General features: G+C 67.6%; 14 protein-coding genes and 1 pseudogene. 10 read left to right on the forward strand and 5 right to left on the reverse strand.

Going from position 1 to position 14,642, the window contains the following annotated elements; translation table 11 throughout:
* Positions 1 to 9 precede the first annotated feature (9 nt).
* Both ITP53_RS31270 and ITP53_RS31275 read right to left on the reverse strand, forming a co-directional pair.
* Entirely contained in the window at positions 10 to 1,710 is a 1,701-nt protein-coding gene (locus ITP53_RS31270; RefSeq protein WP_195899053.1) for a ThuA domain-containing protein, read from the reverse strand.
* A gap of 33 nt (positions 1,711 to 1,743) precedes the next feature.
* Entirely contained in the window at positions 1,744 to 4,533 is a 2,790-nt protein-coding gene (locus ITP53_RS31275) for a carbohydrate-binding protein (RefSeq protein WP_207756653.1), read from the reverse strand.
* Positions 4,534 to 5,397: 864 nt separating this feature from the next.
* Here ITP53_RS31275 and ITP53_RS31280 point away from each other — a divergent pair.
* Positions 5,398 to 5,598, forward strand: coding sequence for a transposase domain-containing protein (locus ITP53_RS31280; protein ID WP_195899055.1), 201 nt, complete (start codon positions 5,398 to 5,400; stop codon positions 5,596 to 5,598).
* A pseudogene (locus ITP53_RS61310) lies at positions 5,595 to 5,651 on the forward strand (hypothetical protein); the annotation flags it as partial. The gene ITP53_RS31280 and the pseudogene ITP53_RS61310, both read left to right, overlap by 4 nt.
* Before the next feature lie 374 nt (positions 5,652 to 6,025).
* On the opposite strand, the gene ITP53_RS58045 reads toward ITP53_RS61310, so the two are convergent.
* Together ITP53_RS58045 and ITP53_RS31290 are read right to left on the reverse strand one after the other, a co-directional pair.
* A complete protein-coding gene (locus ITP53_RS58045) occupies positions 6,026 to 6,511 on the reverse strand; it encodes an alcohol dehydrogenase catalytic domain-containing protein (protein ID WP_236051364.1) in 486 nt (161 codons plus the stop codon).
* Between the two features lie 15 nt (positions 6,512 to 6,526).
* Positions 6,527 to 7,081, reverse strand: coding sequence for a DUF302 domain-containing protein (locus tag ITP53_RS31290; RefSeq protein ID WP_195899057.1), 555 nt, complete (start codon positions 7,079 to 7,081; stop codon positions 6,527 to 6,529).
* A 161-nt stretch (positions 7,082 to 7,242) separates the two neighbouring features.
* Between ITP53_RS31290 and ITP53_RS31295 the strand changes: the two genes are divergently transcribed.
* Entirely contained in the window at positions 7,243 to 7,611 is a 369-nt protein-coding gene (locus ITP53_RS31295; RefSeq protein WP_195899058.1) for an SDR family oxidoreductase, read from the forward strand.
* 217 nt (positions 7,612 to 7,828) lie between these two features.
* A complete protein-coding gene (locus ITP53_RS31300) occupies positions 7,829 to 8,326 on the forward strand; it encodes a winged helix-turn-helix transcriptional regulator (RefSeq protein WP_207756654.1) in 498 nt (165 codons plus the stop codon).
* A gap of 244 nt (positions 8,327 to 8,570) precedes the next feature.
* Here ITP53_RS31300 and ITP53_RS31305 read toward each other — a convergent pair whose 3' ends face one another.
* Positions 8,571 to 10,232, reverse strand: coding sequence for an IS1634 family transposase (locus ITP53_RS31305; RefSeq protein ID WP_207756655.1), 1,662 nt, complete (start codon positions 10,230 to 10,232; stop codon positions 8,571 to 8,573).
* A 397-nt stretch (positions 10,233 to 10,629) separates the two neighbouring features.
* Between ITP53_RS31305 and ITP53_RS31310 the strand changes: the two genes are divergently transcribed.
* From ITP53_RS31310 to ITP53_RS31335, 6 genes are all read left to right on the forward strand, one after another.
* Positions 10,630 to 10,839 (forward strand): hypothetical protein, encoded by a 210-nt coding sequence (locus ITP53_RS31310; RefSeq protein ID WP_195899060.1) that lies wholly within the window; start codon positions 10,630 to 10,632, stop codon positions 10,837 to 10,839.
* 228 nt (positions 10,840 to 11,067) lie between these two features.
* The gene (locus ITP53_RS31315) at positions 11,068 to 11,436 is read left to right on the forward strand and encodes a lasso peptide biosynthesis protein (protein ID WP_207756656.1); all 369 of its coding nucleotides are present in this window, start codon (positions 11,068 to 11,070) and stop codon (positions 11,434 to 11,436) included.
* The gene (locus ITP53_RS31320; protein ID WP_195899061.1) at positions 11,433 to 12,893 is read left to right on the forward strand and encodes a hypothetical protein; all 1,461 of its coding nucleotides are present in this window, start codon (positions 11,433 to 11,435) and stop codon (positions 12,891 to 12,893) included. Before ITP53_RS31315 ends, ITP53_RS31320 begins: the two co-directional genes overlap by 4 nt.
* Positions 12,890 to 13,102, forward strand: coding sequence for an actinodefensin-associated protein B (adfB, locus tag ITP53_RS31325; RefSeq protein WP_195899062.1), 213 nt, complete (start codon positions 12,890 to 12,892; stop codon positions 13,100 to 13,102). The genes ITP53_RS31320 and adfB overlap by 4 nt, the downstream gene beginning before the upstream one ends.
* Positions 13,092 to 13,868, forward strand: coding sequence for a hypothetical protein (locus ITP53_RS31330; protein WP_195899063.1), 777 nt, complete (start codon positions 13,092 to 13,094; stop codon positions 13,866 to 13,868). The genes adfB and ITP53_RS31330 overlap by 11 nt, the downstream gene beginning before the upstream one ends.
* A partial coding sequence (locus ITP53_RS31335; RefSeq protein ID WP_195899064.1) for a hypothetical protein occupies positions 13,861 to 14,642 on the forward strand: 782 nt, incomplete at its 3' end. The genes ITP53_RS31330 and ITP53_RS31335, both read left to right, overlap by 8 nt.

Below are 14,642 nucleotides of genomic sequence, written 5' to 3' on the forward strand. Positions count from 1 at the left end.
CTGCGGCGGTCAGGTTCCGTACACCTGCAGCTCATAGAGCGAGTAGCCGTAGGGGGTGGCCCGGGTCGTCCCGTACATCCGCAGGTATCGGCCGGTGCCGTTGACGGTGAGGGTCTGCACGCCACCGGTGCCGGTGGTCATGGAGTGGATGGTCGTCCAGGTGGTCCCGTCGGGCGAGGTCTGGATCTGGTAGGCGCGGGCGTAGGCGGCCTCCCAGTTCAGGACGACCCTGTTGATGGTGTAGGAGCGGCCGAGATCGACCCGGATCCACTGCGGGTCGCTGAACGCGCTGGACCAGCGGGTCCCGGTGTTGCCGTCGACCGCGGCCGAGGCCGGGAAGGCGGCCGATTCCGTGCTGGAGGTGGTCGCCGGCTTGTTCAGCGCCACGTTGGAGGCCGGCGGTTGCGTGCCTGATTCCTTGATCCTGACGTTGCGGAAGGCGACCTGGTCGGCGCTGCCGTGGTTCTGCAGGCCGATGTACCCGTCCAGGTTGCGGTTGGGGTCGGTGTTGGTGAAGTCGTTGACCAGGGAGCCGTTGAGGTAGACGCGGATGCGCTGGCCCTCGACGAGGACCTCGAAGGTGTTCCATTCCCCCGGCGGGTTGAGCGCGGCGTCGCGGGCGGCGATGTCGGCGGCCTTGAACCCGTAGATGGAGCCCGTGGTGCGGTCCGGTGTGTCGCTGGCGTCGATCTGGATCTCGTAGCCCTGGTTCACCGCGACGTTCGGGTCGCCGCCGGGGTTGGGGAAGCCGACGAAGATGCCGGAGTTGCTGTCCCCGGTGAGCTTCCAGTCCGCCTTCAGCGAGTACGAGGTGTATTGCCGGGCGTTGTACCAGAACAGGCCCATGCCGCCGGAGGAGGTCAGGGTGGCGTCGGAGTTGCTGAAGCTGCCGGGACCGGACTGTGCCCAGCCGGTGGTGGAACCGTTGTAGAGGGTGGTGTAGCCGGTCTCGGGCCGGCAGTCGGCCTTGGCCCGTTTGGCCGCGTACCGGATGCCGCCGAGGAGCTGGGAGCGGAAGGCGGGCTCGGCGAAGGACTGCTGGGTGTGGCCGAAGCCGGTGTAGAACGACCGCCCGGCGTCGAAGGTCTTGCACCAGGTGATCGGGTGGTCGCCCGCCATCGAGCCGCCGGAGTAGGACGACTCGTCGAGGGTGGCCAGGACACGGGCCGTGCTGCGCGCGTTGGACTGGTAGTTGTACAGCTCATCCGTGCGGGTCCAGGTCTGCGGCAGGTGCGCCGTGGCGGGGTGGGCCCGGTTCTCGGTCTTGGAGTTGACCTGCTGGATCGCCGGGTGGCTGGCGAACCAGGCGCCGACGAGCTGGCCGTAGAAGGGCCAGCCGTATTCGGTGTCGGCGGCGGCGTGCACGCCCACGTAGCCGCCACCGCCGCGGATGTAGGACTCGAATGCGCTCTGCTGGCTCGTGTTGAGCACGTCACCGGTGGTGCTGAGGAAGACGACCGACTCGTACTGGGCGAGGTTGGCCGTGGTGAACACGCCCGCGTCCTCGGTCGCGGTGACCGTGAAGGAGTTGGCCGCGCCGAGATCGCGGATGGCCTGGATACCGGTCGGGATCGAGTCGTGCCGGAATCCCGCGGTCTTGGAGAAGACCAGGACATCGTAGGGGGCGTCGGCGGCCGCGGCCGGTGAGGCGTGGAAGGCGCAGGCGGCCACGGCGATGGCGGCGCTCACACCTGCTAAGAGTCTGCGCATGAATCCTCCAGTTGCCGCAGTGCGGCGTGGCGCTCAGTTGCTGCCGTAGACCTCGAAGGAGAACAGGGAGTACCCGTAGCCCGTGCCACGAGCAGTGCCATAGATCCGAACGTAACGGGTGGCGGCGCTCAGACCGGTGTTGTCGTCCTCACCACCGTTGCCACCCGTCACCGACCGGACGGTGGTCCAGGTGGTGCCGTTCGGCGACGTCTGAATCTGGTACGCCGAGCCGTAGGCGGCCTCCCACTGAAGCCGGACCCGGTTGATCGTGTAGGTGGCGCCCAGGTCGACCTGGATCCACTGCGGGTCGGAGAACCCGCTCGACCACCGCGTCGTCGCCGAGCCGTCGACCGCCGCCGAGGCCGGGTAGACGGCCGCCTCCGTGCTGGAAGCGGTCGCCGGCCTGTTCAGCGCCAGGTTGGAGACCGGCGGCTGGGTGCCGCCGTTGAGGATGAAGGAGTCGATGTCGAACAGCGATCCCGAGCCGCCGGTGAAGACCAGGAACAGGTTCGACATGTTGGACGGCGGTGTGATGGTGCCGGTGACATTGGTCCAGGTCTCCCAGCCTCCGGTGGGTGCGACCGTGGCCGAGCCGAGCACCGTGCCGGTCGCCGAGCCGGAGCGCAGCGTCAGCGTTCCGCCCGTCCCGGCGGAGGCGACGCGGGCGGTGAAGGAGGTGACTCCGGTCACGTTGTACGGCGTGAAGGAGATCCAGTCGCCGTTTTCGAGGTGGCCGACCGCGCTGCCGCCGTTGGCCGAGGCCTTGGCGACGACTATCACGCCCTGCTGGGCGGTGTAGTGCTCGGCCTGGCGGGTACGCGGCTGCAGGACGGTCGGCGGCGCGTGCACGGCCGCGGTCGAGCCGACCGGGGTGTACTCGGCGTCGAGCACACCGAAGATGTTGGCGTTGGCGTCGTGCTCACCGTCGGCGGTGGTCTGGATGGTGCCCGCACATCCGGTCGCGCTGGTGATCGCGTGCCCGTGGGCGTCGTGGCCGAGGATGTAAGTGAGTTTGACCCTGCCGCAGTCGATGGTGGCGGCGTTCGGGTCGGAGACGCTGATCTGGAACGGTATCGCGTCTCCGAAGGTGAACACCCTTCCGTTGGCCGGCAGGTTGAGAGTGACCGTCGGCTGGCCGAGGTTGATCACCACGCTGGCCGTGGCGCTGCGGCCGGTGTTGTCGCGCACGGTCAGCGTCGCGGTGAACTGGCCGTTCGAGGTGTAGGTGAAGGTCGGGTTGGCGGCGGTGGAGTCGGTGCTGCCGTTGGTGGTGAAGTCCCACGCGTACGTGATCGGGTCGCCGTCAGGGTCGCTGGAGCCGGCCGAGCTGAATTGCACGGCGAGCGGCGCGTTTCCGGCCTTCGGGTTGGCGTTGGCCACCGCGATCGGGGCCTGGCCGGTGCCGTCGTTGTACTCGATGCGATACAGCGCCGAGTTGGCGTCGCCGCCGAACCAGCCGGTGCCGTAGTCGAGCACGTACAGCGCGCCGTCCGGCCCGAACTCCTGGTCCATCACCTGCGTGCCGGTGAAGGCCGGGAAGGCCTCGATCGGGCCCACCCCGCCGGAGCCGGTCACCGTGGCCGTCTTGATCCAGCGGCGCCCGAACTCACCGAGGAACACCTTGCCGTTCATCGACTGCGGGAACTTCACGTCCGAGGCGAGCGCCGCGTCGTAGTTGTAGACCGGGCCGCCCATCGGCGACAGGCTGCCGCAGCACAGGTCGGACCGGTCCTGCCCGTATCCGTACGGCAGCCAGGCCGCCCTCGAGGCCGGGAGTTGGGTGATGCCGGTGTTGCGGGGCGAGTTGTTCACCGGCCCGCCGGCGCAGTTGTAAGCGGACCCCGAGGGCCCGCTCGGGAAGGTGTATTCGACGTAGGGCACGTTGAACTGCGAGCAGTAGGGCCAGCCATAGAAACCGGGCTGGGTGATGCGTTCGAACGCCACCGACCCGGCCGGGCCGCGCGTCGAGCTGGCACTGCCCGCGTCGGGCCCGTAATCGCCCAGATAGACGGCGCCGGTCGCCCTGTCCACGCTCATCCGGAACGGGTTGCGGAAGCCCATCGCGTAGATCTCGGGCCGGGTGCCGGCGGTACCGGCCGGGAACATGTTGCCCGCCGGGACGGTGTAGCCGCCGGTGGCGCCCGGCTTGATCCGCAGCACCTTGCCCCGCAGGTCGTTGCTGTTGCCGGAGGTGCGCTGCGCGTCGTAGGCCGGGTTGCGGTCGGATCGCTCGTCGATCGGCGCGTAGCCGCTGGAATCGAACGGGTTGGTGTCGTCACCGGTGGACAGGTAGAGATTGCCGGCCGCGTCGAAGTCCATGTCGCCTCCGACGTGGCAGCACATGCCGCGTGAGGTGGGGACGTCCAGGATGGTGACCGCGGAAGCCGCGTTGATCGTGAAGTCCGCGTTGACGGTGTAGCGGGCCAGCCGGTTGACCCCGTTGAACGGGGCGAACTGCGCTGCGGTGCCGGTGGTGGGGGCGTCCCCGGCCGGGGTGCTCAGCGGCGGGGCGTAGTAGACGTACACCCACCGGTTGGCGGCGAAGTTCGGGTCGGCCTTGATGCTCTGCAGGCCTTCCTCGTCGTGGGTGTACACCGGGATGGTGAGCGCCACCTTGGTGTTGCCCTGCGGGTCGGTGTAGCGGATCGTGCCCTCACGCGAGGTGTGCAGGACGCCCCGGTTGGACAGGACGGTCAGGCCCATCGGCTCGCCGGTCTCGGCCGCGCCCTTGGCCAGGGTTATCTGGGCGTAGCCGGCCGCCACGGCCGGGGACGGGGCGGTGAGGCCGAGGGCGGCCATGATGATCGCGACACATAAAGCCATTCTTCGTAACATGCTCGGTGATCCCGCTTCCTGTCGAAGGGCTTTTAGACAGGCGTGCGCCGATCACGCCGACGACGGCGGTTCGGCCAACGATCAGTGAGTCCGGGTGCCGCCCCGTGCGCACCGAGACTTCGCGAAAGCTGGTCCATATCGCAGGCGTCACGGCATCGCACCATGGCATCAGTGTGGTGGGTGCCCGCCCCGCCGATCCTGCTCTCCCCCTGGGGCGGTCAATCAGATCCGCCGCGTCGTCGTCCGGCGCAGCGCGGCGCCTTTCGCCGTCGCGCCGGTCGTCACAAGGGTGCGGTGGGCGCGGTCAGTGGTGTCATGACGACCTCCAGGCCGTGGGTGAGGGGGGTGTGGGGATCGGTCGGTCGCCGCCTGAGAACCGGTCAGCGGCCGGTTGCGTGGCACCGTCCGGTGCTGGTGACGGGTATTGCCTGGTCAGCGCTGCTTGGTCAAGCGCCGCGCCGGCGCGGCGAGAGCACCCGAGCGAACCGCAGAAAAGGTCGAGCCGGTTATCGATCTCGGTTGGAGACAGCGGATCTTCATCGCCCAAAAGGCGGAACATGCGGCGCTGGGGGTCCAAATCGCTGCACCTCCTGCCACCTTTTGGGCATCTATGCAGGCTCGTTTGCCGCAACATTAAGATGTTACGTTCAGGTTGTCTAGATGTTTCGTTTGTTGTTCGGACTTCCGCCTTGATTAGCCGAAGATCAGAGCAGGTCGACACTTTCGCATTCGACAGCAGGTCTAGGTCCAATGCCGCTAAGTTAGTAATCTTCTGCAGGTCGGGGTGGGTGTGGTGCGCCGGGGTGGCTGCAGCGGTAGGTTGCGGCGGTGGCTGGAGCACAGGAGTCGCCGGTGGGCGGCCGTTTGACTGATCACATTTCGCTGGGTGTGCTGGCCGCGGCGTTTTCCCGGGATCTGATCGAGGAGGTCGTTGATGCGACGGGGAAGCGGGAGAAGCGGTCGCGGTTGCTGCCGGCGCATGTGATGGTCCGGTACGTGATCGGCCTGGGGTTGTTGTTCGGTCAGGCCTATGAGGAGTCATGCGGCAGATGACCGGCACGCTGCAGCGCCTGGGCTCCTGGGAGCGGGACTGGAGGGTGCCGTCCACCTCGGCGATCACTCAGGCGCGGCAGCGGCTGGGATCGGCGCCGCTCCACGAGCTGTTCTACCGGGCAGCGGTACCGGTCGCGGGCTTGGGGACCAAGGGGGCGTGGCTACGCGGGCGCAGGTTGATGGCCATCGACGGGACGAGTTTCGATGTGCCCGACACCGGGGCGAACGTGGCGGCGTTCGGTAAGATGGGCAGCGGCCCGAGGGAGTCGGCGTTCCCGAAACTGCAGGTCGTTTCGCTGTCGGAGTGCGGGACGCGCGCTGTGGTCGGCGCCGCGATGGGGTCGTGCCGCACGGGTGAACGCGAGCTGGCCACCGAGTTGGTCGCTCACGTGGAGGCCGGGATGCTGGTCACCGCGGACTCGGGCTTCTACTCCTGGCAGCTGTGGGACCTGTACGCGGCCCGTGGTGCCGCGCTGTGCTGGCGGGTCGGTGCGGCGGTGATGTTGCCGCTGGGAAGCGCCGCTGCGTCACGGAAGCTCACGGACGGCGGCTTGCGGACGGTGAGGAACCGCGGTGCGACGGCGTAGGAGCCGCCGTCGCCACTCGTCGCGGCCCAGCCCCCGTCACCGTTCAGGCCGGCCATGGCGGCCACCTCGTCACCGACGGCCACCCCCTCCACCTCACGGCCCACGCCGGCCACCACGCCGGCGAGGTCGAACCCGAGCACGACGGGAGGCGTCCGTCCCATGAAGTTGAGGTCGGCCAGCTTGTACTCCAGCGGGTTGAGCGACGAAGCGGCGACGCGGATTAGCACCTCGTCGGCCGCCGGCCGCGGGACGGGAACGCGTACCGCCTCAAGTGGCAGCCCGGCGCGGTCCCTCGTGTACCCGACACCGAGAAACGTCCGCTGCATGTCCGCCACCCATCTCTACCTCGTACCGGCGCCCGCCGGGACGAGCCGTTCCGGCACGGGCACGCCGAGGTGGTCGAGCAGGGCGGCGACCTTCCGGTCGAGTTCGACGCCGACGGCCGCTATCTCCGGATCGCCGAAGGAGGCGAACTGCGCGCTCGGTTGGTCGAAAGAAAAGCGCGTCACCCCGCCGGCGTCCTCGTAGATGGTGGTGCGCAGAGGCGCGTAGAGCAGGACACCGGGATCGTGATGGAACATCCGCTGGGCGATGGTGTGGTTGCCCATCAGGTACTGCATGCTGTGCCACCGGTCGCCGGAACCCTGCATGATCGCGGTGTTGTCGAGGCTCCAGAAGATCATGAAGCCGTGAGGCGCGTTCTCCGCGGCGGCTCGCAGGACGGCGTCCCAGTCGGCACCGGACAGGCGCAGGCGCTCGTACTCCGCCATGTCCAGCGGCGGCACCGCCCGCTCATACCTCTCCCGGAAGGCCGCGAACGGCATGCCCGTGTCCACGGTCAACCGGTGGACCTCGCGCGCGACGTCCTGGACAGGGTGGGTCTTGATAGCCGTCATGGTGATTCCCCCTTCACCAGTGCGGGCCGGTGTGGCAGCCCGCTACGTGGGCGGATCCGGCCTCGCCGTACGGCAGGGCGCGGTTCCCGACATCCACTCCAGGACATGACTTTCGAAACGACACTCCCTCTACCTGCGACGTTACGCTTGGTACTTGTCAAATGCAAGCCAGGGTGCGCGGGAGCGTTCGAGGGCTCGACCTTCCAGGCATACAGGGGAACACAGCCCCCGCGAGGCGCAACTCCGCCGTCTACAGCGCCGCCAAGTTCGCGGTCCGCGCGCTGGCCGAAGGGCTCCGCAAGGAGCAACAGGACATCAGGGTCACCCTGATCAGCTCGTCGTTCACCGAATCCGAGCCGAACACCCTGGGCGGCGATCCCGACACCATGGCCTGGGTGCGCACCCTAGCGGACAAGCTCAACATGCCCGCGGCCACCGTGGCAGAGGCCATCGCCCACGCGGTCGAGCAACCCGCCTCCATCGACGTCAGCGAGATCGTCATCCGCCCCGTCGCCGAGGCCGCCGCCTGACACCGAACCGGCTGCCCCAGGCGAGCACACCGTGGGGAACGACACTCGACGTCAAAGGACACACCGCCTGAAGGCAATGAAGAGGCGGTCGCGCGGTGCGTGGCGTGACGCCGCATGCCAGGTCGAAGCGCCATGGGGCGAGGGGCCGACCCCTTTCCGGCCTCCTGAGCTAGACTTGCTCAATGCAAGCCAGTGTTGGGCTCGAAAGGAGGCTGATGTGACAACAGCGCCACAGGTGCCGGTTCCCTGCCCGATCGGCCGCGCCGTCGGCCTGCTGGGCGAGCGGTGGACGCTGCTCATCCTGCGTAACGCCAACCTGGGCACCACCCGCTTCGACGCCTTCCGCGCGGAGCTCGGCATCGCCGACAACATCCTGTCCAACAGGCTCGCCCGGCTGGTCGAGGCCGGGCTGCTCGCGCGGGTGCCGTATCGCGACGGCGGACGCACCCGGCACGAGTACCGGCTCACGACCGCGGGGGCCGAGGTGCTGCCGGTGCTGCACGCTCTGGCCGTCTGGGGCGAGGAGCACACCGAGCCGGCCGAGCCGACCGGCTCGATGCAGGTGATCCACCAGCGGTGCGGCCAGGTCACGACCCCGGGCAGGGTGTGTGACGGCTGCGGCGAGCTCGTCCGGCGCGAGGAGGAGGCATGGGTACGCCCCTGGCTCTCCCCCGACCCGATCAGCCTGGCCAGCCCGGTCATCACCGGCACCTGACCCGCGCGCGCCCGCCGGACGGCCGGTGCGCCTTCTACCGCCCTGTACCGCTTCAAATCTCGCCACCATGTCTTGAGCTGCGGTGATGCGATGGTTCCTACGCTGACCTTGAGCGAACGCTCAAAAGCGATTGAGCAACTGCTCAAGTTATATTGAGCGTCTGCTCAAATGAGAGCGATCGCTCTCGGGCTAGCCGGGTGATTCGCACATGCCAATAGATCAACTCGTCGCGTCGGGGTGTTGGTCATGGTGGGTGATTCATGGAGATTGTCCTTATCGGGTCCACGGTCAAGATGGTGAGGATGTGCTGCTGAAGGTCGTTAGGGCGCGGGATGAGCGCGGGCCGGCCGTGCTGGGCGGGGATCAGTCGCATTTCGGCCAGCGCTTCGAAGATCAGACGCCCTGTGGGGCGGGCGGGTCTGCCGACATACAGCCCGGCGATCTTTCCGGTGGGACCGGCCAGGAGGCGAACGGCGCGTTCGATGAGCGCGAAGATGAGCAAGGCCAGGCAGATGACGGTGATCAGCGCGGCGATGCGCCGGTTGGTGGCCAAAAACAGCGGGGCGACCGCGAGAGGGCCTTTGAGGTTGCCGTAGCGGCGTTCGCTGGCTTCTTGCCCTTTGTAGGCGAGCAGGATGCCTGGGGCGTCCAGCGCGGTGTCTCCGGTGGCGGGCACGGTGGTCAGCAGGGCGTACCAGCCGTCGGTGGCGGCCTCATGCGCGATGGCCTGCTGGTCGTAGTGCCAGGTGAAGGTGGGTTTGCCGGTGGACGGGTCAGTGCCGATCTCATGGCGCAGGCAGGCGGCCACGCGCCGGGTCTTGGCGATGATGCTCACCCTGGCGGCGATCGTGTCTTCGGTGGGGTAGTGCCGTCCGCCCGCGCCGCGCGCCAGCCGGTCTAGCTCGGCGCGGGCGCGTTGCAGTTTCTTGGCGCGAGCGGTGGCTGCCGCGCCCGCCCGGGCCGTGGAGTGCACGAAGATCCGCCGCAGGGGCAACTCCGGCAGGTTCTTGCCGGTTTTGCTCTTGGGCGGGGTCAGGATCATGGCGTCTTCGATGACGTGGTAGCCGCCCCGCCGGTCGGGGGGCTTGCCCTGATCGCGCAATGCGACGTAGTCCACGCGCGTGGCCTGGGCAAGGTCGAGCGCGGCCAAGACGGTGGCGGGCACCACGGCCTTGGGTGCGGGAGCGATGAAGGTCACCCCCGCTTGCCCGAGTTCCCGTACGTTGTCGTAGCTGATCAGCTTGGAGTCGCCCAGAAGGAGCAGCTCACGTCGGCCGGCGATCTTTTGCAGCCCTCGCATCGCCCCGGTGACCTGTGATACCTCCGCCGCGCCGCCGTCGTAGACCCGAGAGAAGATCGGCACCGCGCCGTCGGCGGTGGTGCCGATCCCGGCTTGGATCTGTTTCAGATCCGGCCGGCGGTCCTTGGGATGGCCGTATTTGGGCTGGGCGAACTCTTCTTCGGCCTGGGCATAGTCCCCGTACAGGGAGATCGAGGTCATGTCCCAGTGGATGCGGGAGACCTCCACGCCGAACTCGGTGATCGCCCGCGCGCCGACCGTCCCGGCGATCACCTCCAGGTGCTCGGCGATCGCGTCGAGCGCGCGGCCCACCCGGTCGTCGTTGAGGGCGTCCGGCTTGATGCCCAGCACCTCGGGCACCGCCCAGCACCGCGCCCAGTTCTCCAGCCGCACCACCGACGCCGGGCTGGTCAGCCGGTTGGCGATCAATGCCTCTACGACCTGGCCGTGGCTGACCCGTGCTACCTCACGGATCGGGCACAGCTCATCAACGATCTCGGCGATCCCCAGCCGGCCGCAGAAGTCCGCGATCACCGGCAGCGATCCCAGCGCTTTCTCCACGCTTGGCGGCCCGTACATCACCCGTGTTTTCACCACGCGGGACACCATCGCGCATCACAGAGTGTGACCGCACCCTGTTCGGCCAAGGATCCCGATATCACCCGATCAACAGGTGATCACAAAGAGATCCCACGACGTCCCAGGAAAATTTGATCACTCGTCATGTGCGAAGGACGGGGCTAGCGCCAGGTCAGAGCGGCGGCGCATTTTTCGGCACCCACAGGCCATCATGACGACGGCGATGACCAGGCCCAGCACGTCCACCGCCAGAGCGCGCTTTCTCCCCGGTACTCGCTTGGCGGCGTCATTTCCGGTGGTGGAGGCGGGGACCCCGGCCGCGACGTGGACGCTCTGGGTGTCCAGCTATCCAGCAAATATAGCGGATACATATAAAATCCATAGGAGCCAACCCTATGCTTTCAGGGAGATATTCGAAAAGGAGGTGAAATTCGTGATCGCGACTTCAATTGCTGCTCGTCTTGCTAGCAATGACCTGCAGCAGCACATTTTTGCGTCCCAGTCCACTGTGATTCAGGAATGCAACTCAAACGGCGAAACCTGCCTCTTTGATTGGGATTGCTGCAGCTGGTTCTGTAACTGGTACAACAGTAATGGTGCTCCGGACGGCCATTGCCGCAAGGGCGACCAGTGAGTAGCCGAGACGTTTTCTGTCTCGGTGGTCGGTGCCGTAACTCCTGAAGAATTTACGGTATTGACCATTTAGTGCTGAGGTTGGGTTGGACCGGTCAATGAACGGTCCAACGCAGCTCAATGGGAGATTAATATGAATCGCGCACTAATGCTATCTGCTTGGCAGGGCAGGGCTGCACGTGTTGCGATTCCAACGCTGGACGCGCACGCAACGGGAAGGATGGCCGTAATGGTGAGGGCGGCGGCGATGGAAGCGCGTGAGTTTCTGGAGTCGGTCCGGGATGGCGTGGGGTCGTACAGGATCGAATGGTGGCCGCAGGTGATACCGGGTCGCCCGGAGCGGCGGGTCGACGACGTTGTGGCCTCGTTGCGGGTGGAGCAGCGCAACAGCGTTGGGTTCTTGGATCCGGTGGAGGACGCGCTGTATGTGACGGCAGGGCTGCGCGGGTTGGGTTTCCCGGCCTCGTTCCACCTGGGCCGGGAAACGGTGCCGGCGATGCCGCCGGCAGGATTCTACGCGTGGGTGGAGTGTGACGGCGAAGTGGTGAGTACCTCCCTTCCCGTCAAGGAGACATATCTAGAGGTATATCGGGCATGAACCGAGTTGAAATAACCAAGCGTGGGGTACGGTCGAGTGTTTCGGGGACGATGGTTCCCGGCCTGCGAATCGCCAATTCGAAGGATTCGTTTGAATTGGCGCTCGAGTTGCCGTCGACGCTGCCGGTGTATTACCGGATCGATCCTTCGGGGTTGGAGTGGGGCGAAGACCTTGCCGCTTTTGCCGGTGGCGCAGCGATTCCCGGTCCGCAGGCGTGGGATCTGCTGGCTCTGGTGCACGGCACCGTACCGGCGCCGGATGACGCGCTGGATGTGCCCGGGGTTCAACGGCTGACGATCGGCACGGTGGTGCGGGTGGACGCCGCTGGGGTGCGGGTAGAGCGGCAGGCACCCCGATTGCCCAGCCCCGAGAGTGATCTGATCAACGTGGTGGGTGCGGCGCTACCCGATGGTGAGTTCGGGATCGCCTATAGCGGTGGACTTTCCTCGGCCTTCCTGGCAGTGGCGGCGTACCGGGCGGGTAAGCGGCCGGTACTGGTGCACGCGGATCTGGGCGCGGCCTTCGCGCACTTGCCGGTGCCCGAGATACCCGGCCTGGAGCTGCGACGGGTGCCGATGGATGTCTCAGAGTTGCTGGACCATCACCCGATTGCCACCGAAGTACCACGCCCTCCGACGCCGGAGGTGGAGGCGCGCCGCCGCCTCGTAGCCAAATTGTCCGCGGCGGTGGAGCTGCCTCTGGCAATCGGGACACTGCTGGAGGACCTGGTCTCGATCCGGTTGCCCGAAGCCGAAATCAGCGACGAGAAGCTCCTCGCATGCGAGCCGTTCCACGTGGCCGGAACTCTGCCCACATTGGCCGAGGCGCGCAAGTTCCTCGAGGGACAGACCGTGTATGCGCCCATGGCCAGTGTGGAGGGCCCACCAGAGGAGCAGCGGCCCGGTGCTCAGCCGCCACCGATGCCGGCGGGGGTGAACTTCGTGCCCGGTCTGACCGAAGCAGGCCAGGAGGAGTACGGCATCGCGCGACAGTTGCGCCTTCCGCTGTGGGAAGAACACATCAAGTCCCTCCCGCCGGTGTTGGGCAAGGCCGACGCCGCTTTGGCCGAGCGCGGGGGAGCCGGCGCGGTGCTGCCGGCTCTCGACCCGCAGGTCCTCGCCGCGGTGGCCGCCCTCTCAACCGACGACATCGGCCGGATCGAGCGGAGCGTGTTCCGGAACAACCTGCCGCTGTGGCAGGCGATCGACGCGCACGGCGTCACCGGCGTACGGCGGGCGGCGCCCGGTTACTGGCTGCGCCTGGCCACCGCGGAACACCTGTATGCACAGCGGGACAAGCCGGCGGCGTATGTCGCTGATTCCCCCCTGGCGAAGGCGGGCCTGATCGAGGCCGAGCAGGTCACCGCAGCCCTGCGCGACCCTCGTCAGATGAGCGAGCATGCCCTGGCCCTGCTGCGGTTGGTGTGGACTGACCACTGGATGCGAGGTCAAGCATGAGCACGGTGAAACTAGCGCCCCAGGTAACCCTGACCCGATTGACGTACGGCGGCGCGGTTCTGATGAACGGCGTGAATCTGGCGATCGCCGAGTGCGATGAGGCGCAGACAGTGGCGATCGATGAACTGCTAGCCGGCGGCGTACTGGAAGGGCAGTTGGCCCAGGTTCTGATCGCCGCCGGTTGGGTGGTGATGAGCGATGCCGGCTGATGCGCTGGTGGCGGTCCTGGCCGGGCCCCTCGTCGCCTCCGGTGTGGTGAAGCTGGCGGCGCCGACCGAGAAGCTGTCCTGGCCGATCCGCAGCGGGCCCCTGGCGGCGCCTCACGGTCCGCGGCTGGTCGCCGTCGCCGAGCTGGTTGGCGCGGTGTTGCTCGTCGTGGTGCCTGGACGCCTTGCCGCGGTGGGTGGCCTGGTGGCGTACCTGGCGCTGACCGGCGTGGCCCAAGCGCTGCGCGGCCAGAAGTGCGCCTGCTTCGGGCTGGCGCGGCTGGCCTCGGTAGGTCGCGCCCATGTCCTCATGAACGCCGCCGGCGCGCTGCTGGCAGTCATCGCTCTGCTGATGGGCCCCGGCGCCCAGTTGGCGTTGCGCGTCGGGGCCGCGGCGGCGGCAACCGCCGTGATCACGGGTGTGGTCTTCGCGGTGGACCACCGTGCGCGCGCTATCGAAGCAGCAAAGGAAAAGCAGATCGTGGAATCCACCGATGCGGTGTACAGCGTGCAGCTCTACACCTCCGAGTCCTGCCCATCCTGCCGGGCGCTGAAGAAGCTTGTGGCAGGTATGGAACCGGCCCGCCGCGACGCGGTCGCCGAAACCGTGCTCGGACCCGGTGATGCAGCTCCCGGAGCGATGGCGAAGATGGGTGTGCCCTGCGCGCAGGGCCTCGATGCCGTCGGCAAACCCGTTGGCGAACCGGTCTCCGGAATCGGCTCAGTCAAAGCTTTGATCAACACGATTGTGGTCACCGCGCATGCTTAACAGCTGGAGGGACAGCTCACCGAACGACGCGTGGGCGCGGCTGACCGCCCCGGCCCAATCCTCCATCTCGCAGGCGAATCCCGCCGTCACGTACTGGCGCGAACTGCGGGTGGACCCGGACCTGGCCGGGCTCGCAGTAGACCAGGCATGGGCGACCCGCATCGAGATCCACACACACGACACGTCGCCGGGTTGGACCCTGCCCCTTACCGACGTGCTGCCCGTACGACTGGCCTGGCATCCCGAACGGCCCCTCGTCGCAGGGCTGGTGGTGCGGGACCGGCGTGCCCACCCGTGGGTGGCCGACTACGCCACCCAGACTGTCACGGTGTTCGACCAGATGCGGGCCGCGACCTCCCACGCATGGCCCCCCCACGCATGGGTAGACGACCGCCTCGTCATCCTCCTCCCGTCGCCCCCAGCGGCAAAAACCCCGCCGGCCCACGGGAATCCGGTGGCACTGGAGGCGACGGGTCCGATGTACGTGAAGTTCCTGCCTACCCTGCCCGAACTCGCCGCTCTCATCGCTGCCCGGCCCGCGGCGCTGGATCTGGTTACCGGCCAGGCGATCGGACTGACCGACCCACTGGTGGTACGGCGTCTGGCCGCCATGGACGGCGAGCTCTATCTGGAGTACGCAGAGGATGGCCCGGCCTCCGAGGGCGGGCTGTCCTGGTCCAGCCTGGTCGTGTCGGTGGACGGCTCCGGCTCGCCTCGTCCGGTCGCGGAGGCTCCGCACGAGCCGGCGCTGTGGGAGGCGACACCGGTCCCCGG

It is taken from the genome of Nonomuraea cypriaca, from assembly GCF_015645445.1.
Classification (GTDB): domain Bacteria; phylum Actinomycetota; class Actinomycetes; order Streptosporangiales; family Streptosporangiaceae; genus Nonomuraea; species Nonomuraea cypriaca.